At 40.4% G+C, this 18747-nt stretch carries 16 protein-coding genes, 2 pseudogenes, 1 riboswitch and 1 other annotated feature; of the genes and pseudogenes, 4 read left to right on the forward strand and 14 right to left on the reverse strand.

Features of this window, described 5'->3' with window-relative positions:
• Positions 1-629: 629 nt before the first annotated feature.
• The 3 genes from ACZ9AO_RS11365 to ACZ9AO_RS11375 all read right to left on the reverse strand — a co-directional run bounded on the left by ACZ9AO_RS11365 (position 630) and on the right by ACZ9AO_RS11375 (position 3309).
• Positions 630-944, reverse strand: a complete 315-nt coding sequence (locus ACZ9AO_RS11365; RefSeq protein WP_048684972.1) for a hypothetical protein — start codon at positions 942-944, stop codon at positions 630-632.
• Between the two features lie 255 nt (positions 945-1199).
• A complete protein-coding gene (locus tag ACZ9AO_RS11370) occupies positions 1200-2435 on the reverse strand; it encodes a S1C family serine protease (RefSeq protein ID WP_251542497.1) in 1236 nt (411 codons plus the stop codon).
• A gap of 193 nt (positions 2436-2628) precedes the next feature.
• Entirely contained in the window at positions 2629-3309 is a 681-nt protein-coding gene (locus ACZ9AO_RS11375; RefSeq protein WP_476109091.1) for a hypothetical protein, read from the reverse strand.
• 189 nt (positions 3310-3498) lie between these two features.
• Between ACZ9AO_RS11375 and ACZ9AO_RS11380 the strand changes: the two genes are divergently transcribed.
• Positions 3499-3855, forward strand: coding sequence for a hypothetical protein (locus tag ACZ9AO_RS11380; protein WP_048684962.1), 357 nt, complete (start codon positions 3499-3501; stop codon positions 3853-3855).
• Positions 3856-3965: 110 nt separating this feature from the next.
• On the opposite strand, the gene ACZ9AO_RS11385 is transcribed toward ACZ9AO_RS11380, so the two are convergent.
• The 3 genes from ACZ9AO_RS11385 to ACZ9AO_RS11395 form a co-directional block, all read right to left on the reverse strand.
• Entirely contained in the window at positions 3966-4418 is a 453-nt protein-coding gene (locus ACZ9AO_RS11385; RefSeq protein WP_251542494.1) for a helix-turn-helix domain-containing protein, read from the reverse strand.
• A gap of 650 nt (positions 4419-5068) precedes the next feature.
• Positions 5069-6052, reverse strand: coding sequence for a ketoacyl-ACP synthase III (locus ACZ9AO_RS11390; RefSeq protein ID WP_063595309.1), 984 nt, complete (start codon positions 6050-6052; stop codon positions 5069-5071).
• A gap of 284 nt (positions 6053-6336) precedes the next feature.
• Complete coding sequence (locus tag ACZ9AO_RS11395; RefSeq protein WP_034305903.1) at positions 6337-6687, reverse strand: winged helix-turn-helix transcriptional regulator; 351 nt, start codon at positions 6685-6687, stop codon at positions 6337-6339.
• Between the two features lie 125 nt (positions 6688-6812).
• Here ACZ9AO_RS11395 and ACZ9AO_RS11400 point away from each other — a divergent pair, with 125 nt between their 5' ends.
• Complete coding sequence (locus ACZ9AO_RS11400) at positions 6813-7436, forward strand: nitroreductase family protein (RefSeq protein WP_063595311.1); 624 nt, start codon at positions 6813-6815, stop codon at positions 7434-7436.
• A gap of 62 nt (positions 7437-7498) precedes the next feature.
• Here the strand turns inward: ACZ9AO_RS11400 and ACZ9AO_RS11405 are convergent.
• Together ACZ9AO_RS11405 and ACZ9AO_RS11410 are read right to left on the reverse strand one after the other, a co-directional pair.
• Positions 7499-7848, reverse strand: a pseudogene (locus ACZ9AO_RS11405) (ABC transporter permease); the annotation flags it as partial.
• A pseudogene (locus ACZ9AO_RS11410) lies at positions 7835-8073 on the reverse strand (hypothetical protein). The pseudogenes ACZ9AO_RS11405 and ACZ9AO_RS11410, both read right to left, overlap by 14 nt.
• Positions 8074-8200: 127 nt before the next feature.
• On the opposite strand from ACZ9AO_RS11410, the gene ACZ9AO_RS11415 reads away from it, so the two are divergent.
• The gene (locus ACZ9AO_RS11415) at positions 8201-8731 is read left to right on the forward strand and encodes an NAD(P)H-dependent oxidoreductase (RefSeq protein WP_476109092.1); all 531 of its coding nucleotides are present in this window, start codon (positions 8201-8203) and stop codon (positions 8729-8731) included.
• Positions 8732-8802: 71 nt separating this feature from the next.
• On the opposite strand, the gene ACZ9AO_RS11420 is transcribed toward ACZ9AO_RS11415, so the two are convergent.
• From ACZ9AO_RS11420 to ACZ9AO_RS11445, 6 genes are all read right to left on the reverse strand, one after another.
• Positions 8803-9162, reverse strand: a complete 360-nt coding sequence (locus ACZ9AO_RS11420) for a winged helix-turn-helix transcriptional regulator (protein ID WP_476109093.1) — start codon at positions 9160-9162, stop codon at positions 8803-8805.
• Between the two features lie 285 nt (positions 9163-9447).
• On the reverse strand, positions 9448-10452 hold the full coding sequence (locus tag ACZ9AO_RS11425; protein WP_048685534.1) for an ABC transporter permease: 1005 nt from the start codon (positions 10450-10452) through the stop codon (positions 9448-9450).
• A 1-nt stretch (position 10453) separates the two neighbouring features.
• Positions 10454-11956: a sugar ABC transporter ATP-binding protein gene (locus ACZ9AO_RS11430; protein WP_476109094.1), complete on the reverse strand. Its 1503-nt coding sequence runs from the start codon at positions 11954-11956 to the stop codon at positions 10454-10456.
• Positions 11957-12012: 56 nt separating this feature from the next.
• Positions 12013-13125 (reverse strand): sugar ABC transporter substrate-binding protein, encoded by a 1113-nt coding sequence (locus ACZ9AO_RS11435; RefSeq protein WP_476109095.1) that lies wholly within the window; start codon positions 13123-13125, stop codon positions 12013-12015.
• Positions 13126-13240: 115 nt separating this feature from the next.
• Positions 13241-13346, reverse strand: a riboswitch (SAM riboswitch).
• Between the two features lie 94 nt (positions 13347-13440).
• Complete coding sequence (locus tag ACZ9AO_RS11440; RefSeq protein ID WP_237766582.1) at positions 13441-16182, reverse strand: GTPase domain-containing protein; 2742 nt, start codon at positions 16180-16182, stop codon at positions 13441-13443.
• A 494-nt stretch (positions 16183-16676) separates the two neighbouring features.
• On the reverse strand, positions 16677-16850 hold the full coding sequence (locus ACZ9AO_RS11445) for a hypothetical protein (RefSeq protein WP_164468807.1): 174 nt from the start codon (positions 16848-16850) through the stop codon (positions 16677-16679).
• 207 nt (positions 16851-17057) lie between these two features.
• Positions 17058-17304, forward strand: a binding site (T-box leader).
• A 98-nt stretch (positions 17305-17402) separates the two neighbouring features.
• Here ACZ9AO_RS11445 and brnQ point away from each other — a divergent pair.
• Positions 17403-18734, forward strand: a complete 1332-nt coding sequence (brnQ, locus tag ACZ9AO_RS11450) for a branched-chain amino acid transport system II carrier protein (protein ID WP_251542468.1) — start codon at positions 17403-17405, stop codon at positions 18732-18734.
• The last annotated feature ends 13 nt before the right edge of the window (positions 18735-18747 follow it).

The following is an 18747-nucleotide window of genomic DNA, read 5'->3' on the forward strand; positions in this document are numbered from 1 at the left end:
TTGGTAAATGATAGCCGCACTGGATACGATGTTGAATCCAGGCCTCAAACCTCTTAGGATCCAACACTGGTCAATATTATATATATATAAGGAAACAACGAGTGTGTAATGAGGCTCTTTCCCTCGCAATACTCATTGCCCTGTCAGTATTCCTAAACATGCTTTAGCAGTAGTCATGGATGAAATAATTCAGGGGTCGGTCAAACTTATTGCAACTGTTCATGTTTATCAGTCAGCAGGCATTCAACTCCTCCTTTGGAACCCACGACTTCCTTATTGCATCTTCAAGTAAAAGTACAAAAAAAAACCACAAAAAAAGGACTTTTGAAAAAATGTCCTTTTCTCGTGGATATAGTTCAAAATGTAAAGTTAGAACTTCCTGCGTACGGGCAGTTCTGTTTGGATATCCAAGCACATCGTATGCATTCAATGAAAGGGTTCCTTAAAATATTTTAATACATAACGAGTGCCGTGTATTGTATTAAAATTTAATCGTTACAAATGATATGAAAGCGCATTCAATGATTGGAATCAAATTGGCTCCCTGTTAAACGAATCAGCTAGTTTTGTTCAAACATGTTAGTGAATCTGATGATAGTAAGCCAGTTCATTACGCTATATTCTCGGTTTTAGTTACTGAATTCCGTACTTCTTTTTGTATGAGTTTTAGCCTTTGATTTCATTTTTATGATTTTAGTCGTTTCCGGTTCAATTCTTTCACCTTTATGTGTATTCATTACCATTTCTTCTGTCAGGACAAAAAATATACCAACTAGAAAAATGGCAGCTGCACTTAGTGTGATGGCGATTCCAACAACGGTAAATATATAATCCTTATTGTAATCGCTTACAAAAAAGCTTAAAGCAAAAATAATAAATCCGATTACACAACCTGTGCCCGATACCCATTTCACTGCATCTAACATCTTCTGATTAGCTTCCATAATTTCATCCCCTTTCTTTCTATTTTATGACATTTCACAAATTTGTCAAATCTTTTCTATTTTTTAACATATTAACGATGAAAACCTTGACAAATAGAAGCCGCTACCATTCACTCTTAGGTATTCAAGACTATATGAAAAATATGTAAAACAGTGCAAATACACTATCTATTTTTCCGATATTAACCTTTTGTATACTATTAAAAACTTCTAAATAAAAGGCCCCTGATGAATGATCAGGGGCCTTTTCTCTTTCTATGGTTTTTGCAAGGTTATCGTTACCGTTTTCTCTTCAGTACCTCGATATACTTTAATTTTTACTTTATCGCCGATTTTCTTATCTGTATATAAGTATTTCCTTAATGCTGCGGCAGTATTTATTTTTGTTCCATCAATATCAACAATGATATCCTGTTGCTTAAGCCCTCCGTTCGCCGCTGCCGAGCCCGCTTCTATACTCGTCACCATTACGCCGGATTCTGCAGCTTCTGGAACATTTTGAATGTAATATTGCGGCAGTTCATCTATACTGGCCAAGCTGACTCCTAAATACGGACGCGTGATTTTTCCATTTTCAATCAGTTCCGTAACAATCGGAATCACATCATTACTTGGTATGGCAAACCCTAAGCCTTCCACACCGTTTTCGGAAATCTTCAGACTGTTTATGCCGATCACTTCCCCAGCGGTGTTGATCAATGCACCGCCGCTATTACCAGGGTTGATCGCTGCATCTGTTTGAAGGACATCAAGGGCCCACTCCCCGTCCGAGGTATCGACTGAAATGGTGCGTCCGGTCGCACTTACGATTCCTTGTGTAACCGATCGTGAAAAATCAAGTCCAAGTGGGTTGCCAATTGCCAATACTTCTTCACCTGGACGCATGCTATCAGAATTCCCGAATTTAATTCCCTCCGGTGCTTTCGAGGAATCAATTGTCAAAACCGCCAAATCCGTCAAAGCATCAGCCCCGACAACAGCTGCCGTTGCCTTTTGTCCGTCATACAATGAAATTTCGACTTCCTTAGCTCCTTCAATAACATGATTGTTCGTGATGATATAGGCTTTCCCATCAGCTTTTTTATAAATGACCCCTGAGCCAGTTCCGCTCTCTACCGTTTCGCTCTCCGTGCTTTGCCGCTGGTACGGGTTCTGGCTTTGCATCTCCTGTAAATTCACGACCCCTACAATCGATTTGGATGCTGATTCGACCATCTCTGCCCTATCATTTGAATCCGTACTTGCCGATAACTTTTCCGCCGTGATACTTTTATCCTTTTCAACACTGTCCGTTTGCTGTATTCCTGCCGTTTCGGTTGAATCATTCACTGAACTTTTCCCTTGATCTATAAAGTCTCCGCCAAATAGAAATACAGACGATGTAACCATAGAAGCAACCGTTCCGGAAACAAGGCTAGTTATCCAGAGAGACTTACCCTTTTTCCGTTCTGCGTTGACTCTGACTTGCTCCTCACCATTATAATTCTCCATCTTTATCCCTCCTATGATTGTCCTTTACTTGCCTCAATCATAAACAGGAAATATTAAAAATTTCTTAAGAAAATAAAGAATTAGTCTGCCTTTTAACAAAAACCATAAAATTTTATCGAATCCTGTATGTTTCCGCACCACAAAATAAAAAAAGGCCACAACAGGGGCCTTCAATTCGACCATTCAGTTATCCTTACATGACTTCATAAACTTCTTTGGTCTCCTTATTCACGCCATACCAGCCCCAAGTGGTTTTGTGGCCGCTTTTCTGACTAGGTTCATCTACCTCGAAAACATGAAAAATATAATCTCCCTTTTCGGCATCATGATCATATTCGATTTGTAAATGTGAAAAGTTTTCCATATCCACGTAATCCTTCACAAGCTTCTCCGCCTGAGATTTACTTAAGGCACGATCCGAATCCTTGCTTCCTTCTTTGCTTTTTGTATCCGTTGCCGCCTCATCTTCTGCTTTGGATCCTTCCTCAGTTGTTTCCTCCGCCGGTTTCGCTTCATCATTTCCCACTACTGCTTCTATCGTGGCTGAGTCTGAAACCGGGTGCATTTCCGCCGCCTTTGAAACCATTTGTTTACCTTCCCGATATTTTGTTTTATATGCGGTTGCTTCTTCAAAATCTTTTTTGGCCGATTCAAAATCCTGTTCGTCGTATTTCTTCATTCCACTCGCCAGCAAACCGGAAAGATCCAATAACTCCCTTGATTTAGGTGTTTTTCCTTCTTTATAAGCTAATTCAAATGCCTCGTGGGCTTCTAAATAATTTTCCTCATTCAACTGACTTTTCCCTAAATCCATATTGGAGTCATAATTCCTTGTTACGCAGCCTGAAGCAATCAACACAAAAAAAACAACCATGATTGACCTCTTCACTATATCACCACTCCATTTACCATATTATTCTGTAAATCCATCTTAAACCATTTGATAAGGAATCCGATACCTTTATTTCCTATCTTTTTCATTAAGGAAATGTTTACTTTCATGATTAACTTTTTACAAATAGTGGTACAGAATAGATAAACGCTTGAAAGGGTGATGTGAAGAATGATACAGGAAAAACAGACCTACCATGTCGATTTGGTCAGCGGCGACGTACTCGGACAAAAACTTGAAGAGAATCCGAGCTTCACTGTACACGCAACTGATGAGGAACTTGCAGAATTGAAACAATGCTTGGAGGAACACCGGACAGATGACCTGGAGGCATATGCCCGATCACATGTGCCCTACCTTCTCTATCATCATGACCGGGCAAATGATAAATACGATGCAGCCATGAAAAGGCTTTATGCCCTCATTTATAAATTAGGGGATGAAACGGCACGAAATCATATTGAAGAAATTGGCATATTGAAAGATAACAAATTCGAGGGAAATGAAGAAGTGCAAAAGTTCAAATAAGAAATAGGAACAGAACCCGAAATTCAAAGGTTCTGTTCTTTTATGATCAAGTTTACCAAAAGGGTTTCATTCCCTTGGGAATCACTATGCATTTTTAGAAGAGAGTATTTTTAATCCACATATTTATCCTTCAAATAATCCGAACCGATGCCGCCAATAACCATCAAAGCTAATGGTAATAAATTCGATACTACTGGCATGCTTTTTAAAATGGTAATATCGGTGCCAGCAAATTTGTTAAGACCAAAAATAATTAATTTATACACTAATAAAAATGCTCCTATTACTAACACGATATCAAAAAACATTTTCCTTTTTGGAAATGCTAACTGCTTACTTTCCCGTATTATTTTTTCTTTCAATTCCTCGTCACTCCTTAATAATTCATCTACCGTAATCTGAAATAAATCACTCAGATTAATGAGTACCTCAATACTTGGGTAATTTTTTCCCGTTTCCCATTTGGACACAGATTGGCGACTCACATGAATCTTCTCTGCAAGATCATTTTGTGACCAATTTCTTTTTTCCCGTTCTTTTTTTAATCGTTCGCTAAAAATCATAATGAGTTCATCGCCTTTCCTTCTCCTAGTATTGTGAGATGAATCGTGCAAAGTAAAGATAGTAATGAGCGCAATACTATGCAACCTATGAGTGACACCGAGGAATACCTTGATATACCGGGTTTTCCGTTTAATTTTATGGAACTGCTGCAGAAAGAAAAAAACATGAAAATTTCCAGTTGATTTCAGAAATCCGCTCCCTTTCCGCCGACTGTCTGCCAAGCCTCCTCGGTGCAAGCGCCTCCGGGGTCTCGGCTAGACAGTTATTCGGCAGGAGTGTCGCAAATTTCTTCAATCTAATGAGGGTTTCATAAAACAATAAAACATTAATAAGTATAACCTATTTAGTTTTAAAATCATGGTTCGGGATGTACCCACTCTAGAACCCTTTGATCTGACCCAATAAAGTTAGAATATATCCATTATTACAATCATCAGCTGATCATAGTAAAATTAAAAGGCATGAGCCTGGTAGATAAACCGGGTTCATGCCCTCTAAATGCCTAACATTTTGGGTACACTTCAGTTCAAAGGTTCTGTTTTTGAAAAAGGATGTTGGGACATACCTCTGGAGAGTCATACCATAAGAAGGAAGCCAATCGGAGGCCTTCTTAAATTGCAAACTCAATTATTAGTTGTAGAAAATAGCTTTATAGGGTCCAATCGATAAGCAATCCAGCTTGAGCTAATCCACCGCCGAAACCATATAATAAAACCTTCTCACCACCACGGAGCTTCCCTTCTTTTATCCCTATTTCCAAAGATAATGGAATTGTTGCTGAAGAAGTATTTCCATACTCCACTAGGCTATATAAAGTTCGTTCGATTGGAAAGCCGCTTCTTTCACATATTGACTCGATCATTCTTAAATTTGCACTATGCGGCACGAACCAATCAACATCATTCAATTGATATTCAGCATTTTTCATCACAGTTTGCATTCCTTTTGGAACGGTCGTGACAGCCCATTTATAAACCTCACGTCCATTTTGTACAAGGTTGCCGCTATCATTTAAGTCTTCACCATTTATGCGTGTCGATAGGTTTGTACTATATAAATGTTTTCCGCCTTCACCCTCCGAATATAAATGTGAAGAAAGAAAACTTGGCTGTTTTTCATCATATTCTACAAGAACTGCTCCTCCGCCATCTCCAAATAAAATACAAGTGGCTCGATCTTCATAGTCCATAAGTTTTGATAAAGTATCCGCTCCAATAACTAGGATTTTCTTATTTAATCCCGATGTTACTAATCCATTAGCTACATGCAGCCCATAAGTAAATCCTGCACAGGCAGCGTTTAAATCAATAGCTCCTGTATTCTTAATGCCTAGCTTTGCTTGGACTAAAGATGCTACACTTGGAGTGTTGAAATCAGGAGTAAAGGTACAGACAATGATCATATCAACATCTTCGACAGATTTATCATACCGTTCCATTAAATCCTTTACAGCTTTATAACCGATATCACTAGTAAACTCCTCTTCATGTGCAATTCTTCGTTCTTTAATACCGGTACGTTTAACAATCCATTCATCATTGGTTTCAACCATTTTTTCTAAGTCTTTATTTGTTAACCTTTTTTCAGGAACATACGAACCTATCGCAGTAATACGTGCTTTGGATTTGAACATAGAATAGCCACCTCGTGTGTATGAATTGCATCATTTTATAACTTGATATTAACACCTGGTACTAATTATAAAGCAAAAAAAATCTTATGCAACTAACCGTTACATTTAAAAAAGAGCGGGCGGGGCAAAGCAGCTTTAAAGTAAAGCACCTTTTAGTTTAATACAATCTTTAGAGAGAATGCCAAAAGTCATCTTCAAGACATTTCCTCTAATAATATTAAATTCTGCTTGCTTTACTGAACTTGTCAAAAAAATCCACACTCCTTAGTTGAAGCACATCTTACTTATTTATGATGACGACAGATTTGATCTTGTCTTTCGAGGTTTTGTTCGACTGCATATGTAGTGCCCCATTCACACATTGTATTTAATACAGGTACAAACGATTGACCTAACTCAGTTAAACTATATTCTACTTTTGGTGGTACTACTTTATATACTTCTCTTCGGACAAGCCCATCTCTTTCCAGCTGCTTTAATTGGTCGGTCAAGACTTTCTGGGTTATGGCCGGTATTAGAATATAAAACTCTTTTGTCCTCATTGGTTTTTGACTCAGAAAAAAGAGGATTAAGCATTTCCACTTCCCTCCTACAGTATTCATGAAAATATTTATTCCCGTATTTAGACTCTTCATTCCTCATTCCTCCTGAATAGGCACATAAAGGTGGCTATGCCACTTTATTGTGCGTTATTTTCTTCTACATCATGGGTCCATTATACTCTGATTATAAAGCAAATATAACATTGGGAGTGGACACGATGAGTGTAAGAGAGACTATAGAAAAAAGACGTTCCGTAAGGCAGTATGATCCCCATTATAAAATTAGTCCAGAAACGTTGGCGACACTTATTGAAGGAGCCAGTAAATCGCCTAACGGAAACAATATTCAAGCAACACGATACCTGGTTATAGATGAACCATATTTAAAGAATTTGTTACTGCCCATCGCTTTTAATCAACAACAGGTAATTGAAGCCTCAGTACTGATTGTTATACTAGGTGATTATCAAGCATTTGAAAAAGAAAATATCATAATGATACATGAGGATGAATTTCAAAAAGGTTATTTTGACGCATCAGTAAGAGATTATCTAACAAACGCGGCAATCAATTATTATCTAAATAAATCAAAAGAAGATTTAAAGGTTGAATTAATAAGAGACGCAAGCCTGGCGTCAATGTCGTTAGTTTTATTGGCGAACGAGGCAGGTCTTGAAACCATTACAATGTCCGGGTATGATTCCGAACAATTAAAGTCAGCCTTAAACATTTCCGATAGGTATTTAGATGTTATGCTTATTGCCATGGGGAAAGGAATGAAAGAAGGTCACAAAACAGTAAGACACGATGTTAACAAAGTCATTTATAAAAACAAAATATAGTGAGTGTATTGGAAAGAGGGTTAAAAAGAACCCTCTTCCTCTTTCTTCTTAATCTTTCGTCTTTAGTGTTTTAGCTTGTAATAGGTTACCGCGAGCGCAAGGGCAAGAACTGTTCCTTTGACGATATCCATCGCATAATACGGAACGGACATCCATGATCAGCCCATTTTGAAGGATTCCGATCAGGACTGCACCGATGAAGGTTTCAAAGGCATTCGGTTTTCCCGCTCCTAAAACGGAGGAACCAATGAAGGCTGCTGCGACGGCATCAATAGCGGGATCCTGAATTGATTTCCGATTTCATGCCCCTTAAAGCAAGGACTATTCCCCCGATTGCAGCAAATAGAGCTGAAATCAGATAGGTATTAACTGATATCCCGAAAAGTCTAGCCGCTTCCTTATTTCCCCCAATCTAAAAAGGAATCAATCACATCTCTTGCAAATTCCCATTCCAGGCGCTTTTGTTTAATGCCTTCTTCACCCACTGATGTAAGTCTGTAATATTTTCTTCACGAACAATTTTGGCTAATTCAAAGCCGTACATATCCCTCCTATGTAAAAGTGACAGGATGAGCGTGTCTATCTGACCTTTTAAGATTCCCTTATTAATATCTTCCTTATATTGGAATTTACAGATCGTTTTTTTAGTTATACCTGATTTAACACTCTCCTTTAGGTAAGTACCTATACTAAAAGTGCATACTTACGTGCTTGCAGAGTGCACTTTATACTTAAAATAAATAATAATTAAGGAGGAGAAATCTTTGAAAACTCTTGTTATCGTAGCACACCCTAGTCTAGAAACATCCGTCATAAATAAGCGATGGGTAGAAGCGCTAAGGAAATATCCGGAAAAGTATACAGTACACGAATTGTATAAGGTTTACCCTGACGGAAACATTAATGCGGAAAAAGAACAGCAATTAATCGAATCGCATAGTAATCTTGTTTTACAGTTCCCTTTTTATTGGTTTAATTGTCCGCCTCTCCTAAAAAGGTGGCTTGACGATGTTTTTACTTATGGTTGGGCTTATGGTTCAAATGGAGGGGATAAATTAAAGAATCGCAAAGCTGCTTTAGCTGTATCTGCCGGAATTAACAAAGAGGATTATAGTGAAGAAGGAAGATATCGCTATACACTTGAACATTTATTATCTCCCTTTGAAACTACCTTCCTTTACTGCAATGCAGATTATCGTTCATTCCTTGCGTTTTATGGTGCTGAAAATGAGCCATCCGTGAGCGAATTGAAAAAAAGCGCACAAGATTATTTGAATTTTGTCGATAACCTTTAATAGGCAGTTCATTAAAGAAGTATTTCCTTGTCAGGGAAATACTTCTTTTGATTTAATCAAAATAGCTACACCTACGGCTGTTTAGTCTCCTGAACTGGCAAACTGTTTTTCTCTCCCCACTCGCACATCATATTTAACAATGGGATGAGAGATAGACCACGTTCAGATAATGAATATTCTACTTTTGGAGGTATTTGGGGAAATTCCTTGCGTATGATAAGGCCGTCTGCCTCCAACTCTTTTAACATGATGCTTAGCGTTTTAAAGGAAATGGTACCGATACTTCGCTTCAGGTGATTATGACGCATGACCTTATTTTCTGACAGCCAATACATTATGATCATTTTATATTTGCCGCCTATCAAGGACAGCGTATATCCAAAGCCAGTTTCATTCGGTTTCACACCTGCAGGAACACAGGTTTCGCGCATAAGTCTACACTCTCCTTTAGATAAGTATATGATATGAATGTTCATACTTTACAATAGATCATTATCAATCTTATTAAAAGGTAAATAAGGTTCCTATAAAAATTACAATTGCGGTCAATCTTTATAATCCAACAATGAGAGTTCAAAAAGTGCTCCTGTTTTAGCGTAAGTAAAATGATGACGATCTCCTTAACCATTCCTTTTTAAAAAGGAAAAATCCTGTTGCATTACAACAGGATTTTTTCATATTTTTGGATTTTTGTAGAGTAAAGTAACGAATACATTTTAATGTTTTTGCTTGTAATAGGTTACCGCGAGCGCAAGGGCCAGCACTGTTCCTTTGACGATATCCATCGCGTAATACGGAACGGACATCATGATCAGCCCATTTTGAAGGATTCCGATCAGGACTGCACCGATGAAGGTTCCAAAGGCATTCGGTTTTCCCGCTCCTAAAACGGAGGAACCAATGAAGGCTGCTGCAACGGCATCCATTAAATAGGGGGATCCTGAATTGATTTCCGATGTCATGACCCTTGAAGCAAGGACAATTCCCCCGATTGCAGCAAATAGAGCTGAAATCAGATAGGCAAGTATTTTGTATTTATTAACCGATATCCCGGAAAGTCTCGCTGCTTCCTTATTCCCCCCAATAATGTACATATAACGACCGTGCTTCGTATAAGTCAAAAAGATATGGGTCGCTATCACAATGACGGCCATGATCAGGATTATCCATGGTACTTGGCCAATTTTGGCGAAAAACGGGCTGATCAGTCCTGTTGCGAATGTCCCGTCGGGCATGACCATATTTTGCGAAACCGTGGCCCCTTTTGTATAAGTAAGGGCAATTCCCTGAATAATGAACATGGTAGCCAATGTCATCAGCATGTCGGGAATTCTTAATTTAACGATCATGAATGAATTCAAAGCCCCTACGAAAAGTGAGGCACCGACCGCAGCTAATATGGCGATGAATGTATCCTGGGAAAACCAGACAAACATCGAGATGACGATGGCATTGGCCAATGATGCGACGGAGCCCACGGAAAGGTCGAAGCCATCCACGGTCAGTGATATCGTAATGCCGATCGCAATGATGGTCACGATTGAAATGGAACGCAGGATGTTTATCAGGTTAGACGTTTGGATGAAAGATGGATTGGATACGGCGAAAATTCCAATCAGAATGATAATCGTCAATATTGTGCCGTATTTATAGAAAAAGTCGAATAGTTCCACCTTTTTCTTCGCTTTCGCTGTCTGTGTAACAGGAATGGGTATGCTCATCCTATTTACCTCCTGTTGAATGGAATAGTAGTTCTTCTTCATTCGTTTTGCTTGTTTCTAATTCGATGACAGTGCTCCCGTCATATAACACATAGGTCCGGTTGGTAATGCCAATGATTTCGGAAAGCTCGGAGGATGCATAAATGATCGCTTTTCCATTCCTTGCAAGCTTTGCAATCAATTCGAATATATCCTTCTTGGCTCCGACATCGACCCCTTTCGTTGGTTCATCGAATATGTATACATCCGCATCCGCCATAAGCCATTTTCCAATGGCAACTTTTTGCTGGTTACCCCCGGATAGGTTTTCGACCTTCACTTCCCCTGAAGGAGTTTTAATGCCGAGACTTGCGATCATTTCCTTCGCCTTTTCCTTTTCCGCCTTACGATCGACGACACTGAATGTTTTGCAGAATTTTCCGAGACTGGCTGCAGTCAAGTTTGCCGAGACTGATTCCTGTACAAGGACCCCTTCTTTCCTGCGTTCCTCAGGTACAAGTGCCAGCCCGCTTTTTACTGCTTCATGCGGTGATTTCAGAGAAAGCTTTCGACCATTCAGGATGACTTCACCCGCTGTGATGGACGTATGACCGAAAAGGGTTTTACATAGCTCCGTTTTCCCAGCCCCGACCAACCCAGCCAAGCCGATTATTTCGCCTGCTTTAATATTCAGACTGACATTCTTAACTTTCTCGGCATCTGACAATCCGTTCACTTCCAGAATTACGTCTCCAATCGAAGCATTCACTTCAGGAAACTGTTCATCCATGGTTTTCCCGAGCATGTTCTCTACCACTTCAGTACGGGTTATGTCCTCGATTTTTCGACAAGTGACACGCTCCCCATTCCTCATGATCGTAATTTCCTCACAGATTTCAAAAATCTCAGGCAGACGATGTGAAATGAAAATGATTGCCACGCCTTTTTGCTTTAACTCATTTACAACTCGAAAAAGTTCCGTCGTCTCCGTATGACTTAACGGAGCAGTTGGCTCGTCGAGAATCAGGAATTTGCATTCTGTCGAAACGGCTCTTGCTATCAGGACCATCTGTTTTTCAGCCAAGGTAAGGTCTCTAACCAGCTTTTTCGAAGGGACATGAATTTTCATATCTTCAAGAATAGAAGTGGCTTTGTTGTGCAGTTCTTTCCATTGTACCCTTTGTTTTTTTCCCATGTTTTGGACCATATCATTCAACATTACATTTTCCCCAACTGTTAAATAAGGGATGAGGGCGGTATCCACTTCCTGATAAACTATTTGAATGCCCTGTTCCTGAGCAGCTTTTGGCGAGCGGATATCCCGCTTCATCCCATCAATAAAAATGTCACCTGAATAATGAACATGGGCTCCCGATAAAACTTTCATTAACGTCGATTTCCCTGCTCCGTTTGCACCGACCAATGCGTGGGCTGTCCCTGATTGTACGGAAAAATCAACATCACTCAGCGCCTTCACCCCCGGAAATTCAATCGAAATTTTCTTCATTTCTAGTTGCTTGCCCATGTCCATTCCCCCTTATAGAACAGACACTCCCTTCGCTTGAAAGAGAGTGTCTCTTTTTATTTTTTATAATGATCTTTCAAAACCTTCATCCAATCTTCTTCAAATTCCGTCGATACCCCCCAGCCATCGACAATATCAGACAGGTTTGCCATGTTTACCGCTTCTTTTGAAGCTTGGATTTGCTTTTGCGAAATAAGTGATGCCTCCAAATCATATGTTTGCGGCGTTTCTTCGCCAGCTAATTTTTTAGCCAATATCCTCATATTCACTGCACCGATCAACTTGGGATCGACTGCTGCCGTGTAGGACCATGAGCTATCAGCAGATTGGATCTCCTGGAGATCTGCATTCGAAACATCAATTCCATATATCTTCACTTCATCGCGGCCCGCTTCTTTAATCGCCCGGGCTGCACCGATAGCAAAGGCATCCCATGTTGCGAAAATGGCATCCAATTTACCTTTAGGGTATTTATTCAGCATTGCGGCTACAGCATTTTGTGTCTGCACCGAAGTATCAGCGGATGCCACTCCGAATCTTTCGATTTCTTTAATCCCAGGATTTTCTTTTAATTTTTCCTGATAGACTGCATTTCTTCTTACCATTGGAGGAAAGCCATCCACCCAAAGATATGCAATTGCCGCTTCACCTTTCTGTTCTTTTATCAGTTTATCGAAAGCCAGTGTTGCCAGCGCTTCATCATCTTGTGAAGTTAATGTCACGCCCTCTATTTTAGATAGGTCGCTTATTGAATCGAATGTGACAACGCCTTTACCTGCACCAACCAACTTCTGAACGTCATTTACAGTTGCGGCATCATCACCATGTGAAATGATATAGCCGTCGTAATCTTCCTCCAAAGCCTGTGCTATCGCATCATGGAATTTAGCCGTATCACCATTGGCTGTGTACGTATCCACTTGAAACCCCAGTGCTTCTCCTTCTTCTTTCGCCCCCGCCAGGTATTGGGCAGTATGATCATCACCGCCAATTTTACGGATCACCTTGATTTTGGCTCCATCGCCATCAGCAAATCTCTCCGGGACATTTTCAAATGATACTTTTTCTTCTTTCTTCGATTCTGTGGAACTCTGCCCTGCAGAGCAACCCGTTAAAAGCAAAGCCGAAGCGATGGCAGAAATGAATATCCCTTTAATAGACCTTCTCATCTTGTTTCCCTCCATGTTTTCTCATTAGTCTTATCAGTTAAGTCGGTGTAAATCCCAAAATAAAAACCTCTCTAATATAGAGAGGTTTAATCGGCTGTTTTGCAGACTTGTCCCTCTCTTATCTGTCAAAACATTTCTGTTTTGCAGGATTTAGCACCAATTCCTAATGGAACGGTTGCTGGGCATCTTAGGGCCAGTCCCTCCGCCACTCTTGATAAGAGATATATTGTGTTACGTTTTCGTAATTATCACTTTATAGGGATATAGTCGTAAAGTCAATAGATTTTTGAATATTTGAAATGTTTCCCGTTATTTTTATTTTCTTTGAAGCTGGGCTAGACGCTTTTTCTCGATTTTTTCAAGCCTCTCCAACTGCCTTAATTTCACTTCGAACAACGTGATCGGATCACGGTAAACCTCAGGATTTTCTTTCATATGCTCCAATGCAGCCTGGTAGTCTTTTATTTCAGTCTGCGTCTGCTCTATCGTTTTTTGAAGTAAGGCAAATGAACTGCGATAGAATAGTGAGATGTCCCGATCCAATGATTTTTCAAACAATCCAAATTGGGTTAGGAAACGTTCCGTGATCATTTCGGCAACATCCAGGTAATCTTCACTTTCCAGGTATTTCTTGTAACGATTGTACATATTGGCCTTATTTTGCGGTATCGCCCCAAATAGCTTCCCTGCTCCTTTAAGCAGCAATTGTGATGGAGTCCTGCGCAAAAGGATATTAACGTTTTCGATGCGGATACTGCTTGTCATCCGGTCGGCATCACGGCGCCAGTCATCCAACACCCTGAAGTCACCTGCCAGTGTAATCCGTTCTTCTTTGTATAATTCATTGAATCCGGCACTCATCTCATCCATGAACTGCTGGCTTTGTGAGAACTCCATTTGGGAACTGGCAATCCAGTCTTGAAGAGAACGGTAATATTGAGGCATGATCTTGTCAGAAATGAAGTTTTGAATCCGCTCATTCATTTCCTGGTTTAACTGTACATGGACCTGACTGAAATCACTGCTTTCCGTTAACGATTTAGAGCAATCCCTCAGTAATTCAGGAATTTTTGAATAAAGCTGACTTTTCACTTCGTCCTTAAGCGAACGATACGACCTTATGATATTTTCACTTTTTTCTTTTTCCAGATCAGCCAGTTGATTGACCGCTCCATTCAGTTTGACTTCCATCTGCTCATTCCAAGAGATGGAATGCTCGCATTTCCGCTCATTGGCTGTCCGTTTTTCTAATAGATAAGATAAAGTTTTACGAATGAATGCCAGGATTTTTTCAGATCTTCTTTCCTTCCAATTATCATCTTGATAATTCGATTGAAGGAAGGCTGAAAGGTCCTTCAATTGCTGCCTGCTGTCATAATGTTTGGAGAAAGCGAACACTTTCGCATTCGGGAAATATGCATTCACTTTATCCCATGTTTCGTCTTCCATCCGGACTGCGACCTGATCACTGTATATCGTATCCATTTTATTTAATAGGAAATGGATCGGCAGTTTCGGAGCCATCATTTGAATTTCCAATAACAGATCCCTTTCGCTGCCGGTGAAAGGAGCCCGGGCGTCAAGAACGAACATCAGGCCATCACTGCCATGTAAATAGCCTTGGAAATCGGATTCCACGCTTTGTTCCCCATTGAACCCCGGTGTATCCAATAACCGCAGATGATTATTTCTTAGGTAGTCACTGATGATTGTCACATCGACAATAGTCCCGCGCTGACGGCGTGTTTCATCCAAATCAGTTAGCTCCTCGACAACTTTGCTATCTGTATCGGTAATTTCAAGGATTTCCAAATCATCCCCATCTTTGACACTGACTAGGGAAGAATGGTCCTCAGCAGCAATGCTCTCGCCAACGATTGACTGAATAAAGGATGTCTTGCCATTTCCTGTACTTCCTGCAAGAAGGAGATTGAAATTCCTGGTATCCTTAAGCCCCTCCACCATCCATTTAAGCTTATTGCCAACCCTTAAATCATTATCTTCAGCCCACTGGATAATGGAATTGAACAGTTTCTCTCCCGCTTCCAGTCCGCCTCCCAATTTAGGCGATTTCGAAAGCAGGCTCTCTGCATCCTGAATGACCAGCGCATTGACCGTATCCGGGAAGATTTCATTCCAGGACAACGTGGATGCCGCCGCAAACAGCGAAAGCTCCCCGTCTGCGATTTTGAGCCAGTTTTCCAGCAACCTTGGCACGACAGGACTTAATTCTTTGATTAGATGCGTTCCTTCTAACAGACCTGCATACGCATCCCTGTAATAGACGGAAAGCTCATCCCATACATCCGCATGGTTCAATTCGATGGTATCTATCAAATTATTAATCACTCTTAACCATTCGAAATAAGAATCCGTATATTTATAATTTTTCCAAAGGGCAACCGTCATTTTCTCGAAACGTTCCTGGTCGAGTGTGTATAGCGAACCAAGGACAGTTGAGAAATAATCCGGCTCCATCGATTGGGCAACACCCTGCTGGATATACGTTTTCAGCACATCGAACCAGCCCATTGACTCTGTACGGATACTTTCATTCGCCGCTAATACCACCGCACTGTTCCAATCCTTTTGCTCTTCAAAAAAGGCGCGTGCGATTTCCGTGACATTCGGGTAGTCCGGTTGAAACTCGACTGCTTCTTTCACGACTTTGGAAGCCAAATCATTTCTCGATTCCACTATGTACAGGGAAAACAGCTGCAAAAGAACTTCTGTTTTCAAGACAGCTTCATCCGTATCGACGGATTTATAGATATCCTCTGCGGTTGAATACATTTCCAATTCAAAATACGCATCAGCGATGTTTTTCTTCGCCCATGAACCAAGTTCCCCTTCTATGTTTTCCCATTTAAAAATGGCTGCTTCATAGTCATGGTGCTGAAAATATACCTCTCCTTGAGCAAATCTAATTGCGGTTAAATCGGATCTTTCCTTTTTTTGTTCCACGAGAAACATTTCACCCAAAGCTTGAATGGGGTGCTTCCTTGTATCCTCAAGCATCGTTTCATAATATTTTTTTCCGATCAGACGTTCGTCCATCTTTATTCCTCCGATATATTTCATATTTTCAATTAAAGGATAATCACTGATTCTATTAGACTTATAGCAGACCTAATATTCAATTTATAGGTTCCTTTAGTTAAAAAATCATTTACAAAACCTTAAAATGTTATTTTAGCAAAACAATATGGTAACAACATGTCACCACTCTTACAATTTTAAAACAGAAACAACTGGAACTGTAATGTTTTTAATAAACCGATACAAAGATGTCATTTCCATTTTCGAGAAAATATGTTTTTCTAGTCTAACCACATATCAGCTAGAAGTGAGCGAACCATTCTTCATCCCTCTAAATGACCAGAAGCCCAGCCCTCCAACTTACCTATAAACGGTAAAAAAAAAATCACCCTGCCTCTTCCATTACTTAATCACCAATTTTGCATTCATATAAAAAAGCAGTACCCTCATTCATAAAAGGTAACTGCTCAATGATAAGCTCCGAACAGTACTTGTCCTTTGACGAATTAGGATTATACCCCTGTACGCTTACGTTGGTTATTCGGCTTTTTGGTCAACTGGCTTTTAAGCTGTTTCGTTTTCTTCACAACGCCTGTTTCCAGTTTATCTTTACTTGATCCCGCTTGCTTTTGAGCCAGTTTTTGTTTGACTGCATCCGCCAGGCTTAATTTTTTATTTTCAGACATGCTGTTGTCTCCTTTAGTGTTCTGCCTTCTATTATAATATAGTTGCGATTAGAAAGATAATAGGGAGTAATATCCTATTCTTCTTCAAAAAACACTCTTAATAAAAGAGGTTTCGCCAAATGGGGACTAATTTCCTGCTCCTTTAAAAGGATTAATGATAAATTATGTTGACTTCATAATCAGAATTTGCTAAATTATCTTTATATTATAAAATCTATGAAGAGAAAGAGTAAGATGAGAACCCTGTTCCACAGAGAGTCGACATGTGGTGGAAGTCGATGTCCAAGGCCTATCCGAAAATCATCTCTGAGATGCAAAGCTGAAAATGCAGTAGGCTTTGACGGGTTTCCGCCGTTACAATGGATCACGTATGAATTCGTACGTTGACTGAGTGCCGCAGCTTCTTTGAAGTGCGGAATATGGGTGGTAACGCGAGCACAAACTCGTCCCTGATTTTTCAGGGGCGAGTTTTTTATTTGCACAAAACACTTTAATTAGCCTTTTTCAGGCCAGTCGGCGGGAGTTATCATTTTAAAAAAAGGAGAAATCACCATGAAAAAAACAGACACATTATTTATCGGCCTTATGCTTTTCTCAATGTTCTTCGGAGCCGGGAATCTCATATTCCCTCCATTTTTAGGAGCATCTTCTGGAACTTCTTTCTGGCCAGCCATCGCCGGTTTTGTTGCCACCGGAGTCGGCCTGCCAATTTTGGTGCTTCTTGCAGTCTCACTTGTTAAAGGCGGGGCACAAACCATCGGTGCCCGAGTACATCCCCTATTCAGCACCTTGTTCATGGTCGTAATCTATTTAAGCATCGGGCCGTTTCTGGCCATTCCGCGGAATGCGAATGTTGCCTATGAAATGGGCTTCAAGCCGTATCTTGGCGACTCTGTGGATCAACCACTATTTCTATTCATGTTCACAACCATATTTTTCATCATCGTTTATGCCATTTCATTGAATCCGGAAAAAATGGAAACCTTCATGGGACGCTGGATTACACCTGTTCTACTTTTGTCCATGGTCATTCTCTGTGTCGTTGGGTTCGTAAAGCTTGATGCTCCTTTCCAAGCTCCAACCGAAGCATATGCTGCAGGAGCCTTTTCGAAAGGGTTCATCGAAGGCTACAACACGATGGATGCTCTAGCTGCCTTGGCCTTTGGGATCGTCATCCTTACTTCAATCCAGCAAAGGGGGATTTCCGAACGAAAACAATTGACGAGATATACAGTAAAAGCGGGTCTCATCGCTGGCGTTTTGCTTTCTTTAGTTTATATCTCCTTAGGTGTAATGGGAGCACGCATGGCGGCCGGTGGGTCATTCGAAAACGGAACGGATATCCTCACTGTCGCATCCACCCTTTTACTAGGAACCGGCGGGAAGGTCCTTCTTGGCATCATTTTCACTTTGGCATGCTTCACCACCGTTGTCGGATTGACGACTGCTTGCGGACAGTATTTCTCAAAACTTTTCCCAAGGCTGAAATATAAAACCGTCATTCTGATTGTAACAATCGTCGGTTTCATCCTTTCAAATATGGGTCTGAATCAAATTCTGAAAGTATCGGTACCATTCCTTGTGATGGCTTATCCGCTAACGATCGTCCTGATTGTCCTGACATTCTTCAGCCGTCATTTCAAAAACCCGAAGAAGGTTTATCGCAGTGCAATGACTTTCACAGGAGTTTTCGCCTTGATGGATGGGCTGAATGCTTTCGGCTTACAATTAGGACCCGTACAAACCTTGACTGATGTCCTTCCCCTTTCCGCTTACGGCATGGAGTGGGTCATCCCTGCTCTCGTCGGTACAGCCCTTGGCATTCTGCTCAGTCAAATCGGACAAACAGCTCCAGCTGAGGAGATGGAAATCGAAACACTATAATAATGAAGTAAGC

It is taken from the genome of Peribacillus sp. TE19612 (genome assembly GCF_056279465.1).

Bases quoted from the DNA above. Each gene is read 5' to 3' on its own strand.
- ACZ9AO_RS11365 (WP_048684972.1), bottom strand. From the start codon at position 944: ATGGAAGCTAATCAGAAGATGTTAGATGCAGTGAAATGGGTATCGGGC.
- ACZ9AO_RS11370 (WP_251542497.1), bottom strand. From the start codon at position 2,435: ATGGAGAATTATAATGGTGAGGAGCAAGTCAGAGTCAACGCAGAACGG.
- ACZ9AO_RS11375 (WP_476109091.1), bottom strand. From the start codon at position 3,309: ATGGTTGTTTTTTTTGTGTTGATTGCTTCAGGCTGCGTAACAAGGAAT.
- ACZ9AO_RS11380 (WP_048684962.1), top strand. From the start codon at position 3,499: ATGATACAGGAAAAACAGACCTACCATGTCGATTTGGTCAGCGGCGAC.
- ACZ9AO_RS11385 (WP_251542494.1), bottom strand. From the start codon at position 4,418: ATGATTTTTAGCGAACGATTAAAAAAAGAACGGGAAAAAAGAAATTGG.
- ACZ9AO_RS11390 (WP_063595309.1), bottom strand. From the start codon at position 6,052: ATGTTCAAATCCAAAGCACGTATTACTGCGATAGGTTCGTATGTTCCT.
- ACZ9AO_RS11395 (WP_034305903.1), bottom strand. From the start codon at position 6,687: ATGAAGAGTCTAAATACGGGAATAAATATTTTCATGAATACTGTAGGA.
- ACZ9AO_RS11400 (WP_063595311.1), top strand. From the start codon at position 6,813: ATGAGTGTAAGAGAGACTATAGAAAAAAGACGTTCCGTAAGGCAGTAT.
- ACZ9AO_RS11420 (WP_476109093.1), bottom strand. From the start codon at position 9,162: ATGCGCGAAACCTGTGTTCCTGCAGGTGTGAAACCGAATGAAACTGGC.
- ACZ9AO_RS11425 (WP_048685534.1), bottom strand. From the start codon at position 10,452: ATGAGCATACCCATTCCTGTTACACAGACAGCGAAAGCGAAGAAAAAG.
- ACZ9AO_RS11430 (WP_476109094.1), bottom strand. From the start codon at position 11,956: ATGGGCAAGCAACTAGAAATGAAGAAAATTTCGATTGAATTTCCGGGG.
- ACZ9AO_RS11435 (WP_476109095.1), bottom strand. From the start codon at position 13,125: ATGAGAAGGTCTATTAAAGGGATATTCATTTCTGCCATCGCTTCGGCT.
- ACZ9AO_RS11440 (WP_237766582.1), bottom strand. From the start codon at position 16,182: ATGGACGAACGTCTGATCGGAAAAAAATATTATGAAACGATGCTTGAG.
- ACZ9AO_RS11445 (WP_164468807.1), bottom strand. From the start codon at position 16,850: ATGTCTGAAAATAAAAAATTAAGCCTGGCGGATGCAGTCAAACAAAAA.
- brnQ (WP_251542468.1), top strand. From the start codon at position 17,403: ATGAAAAAAACAGACACATTATTTATCGGCCTTATGCTTTTCTCAATG.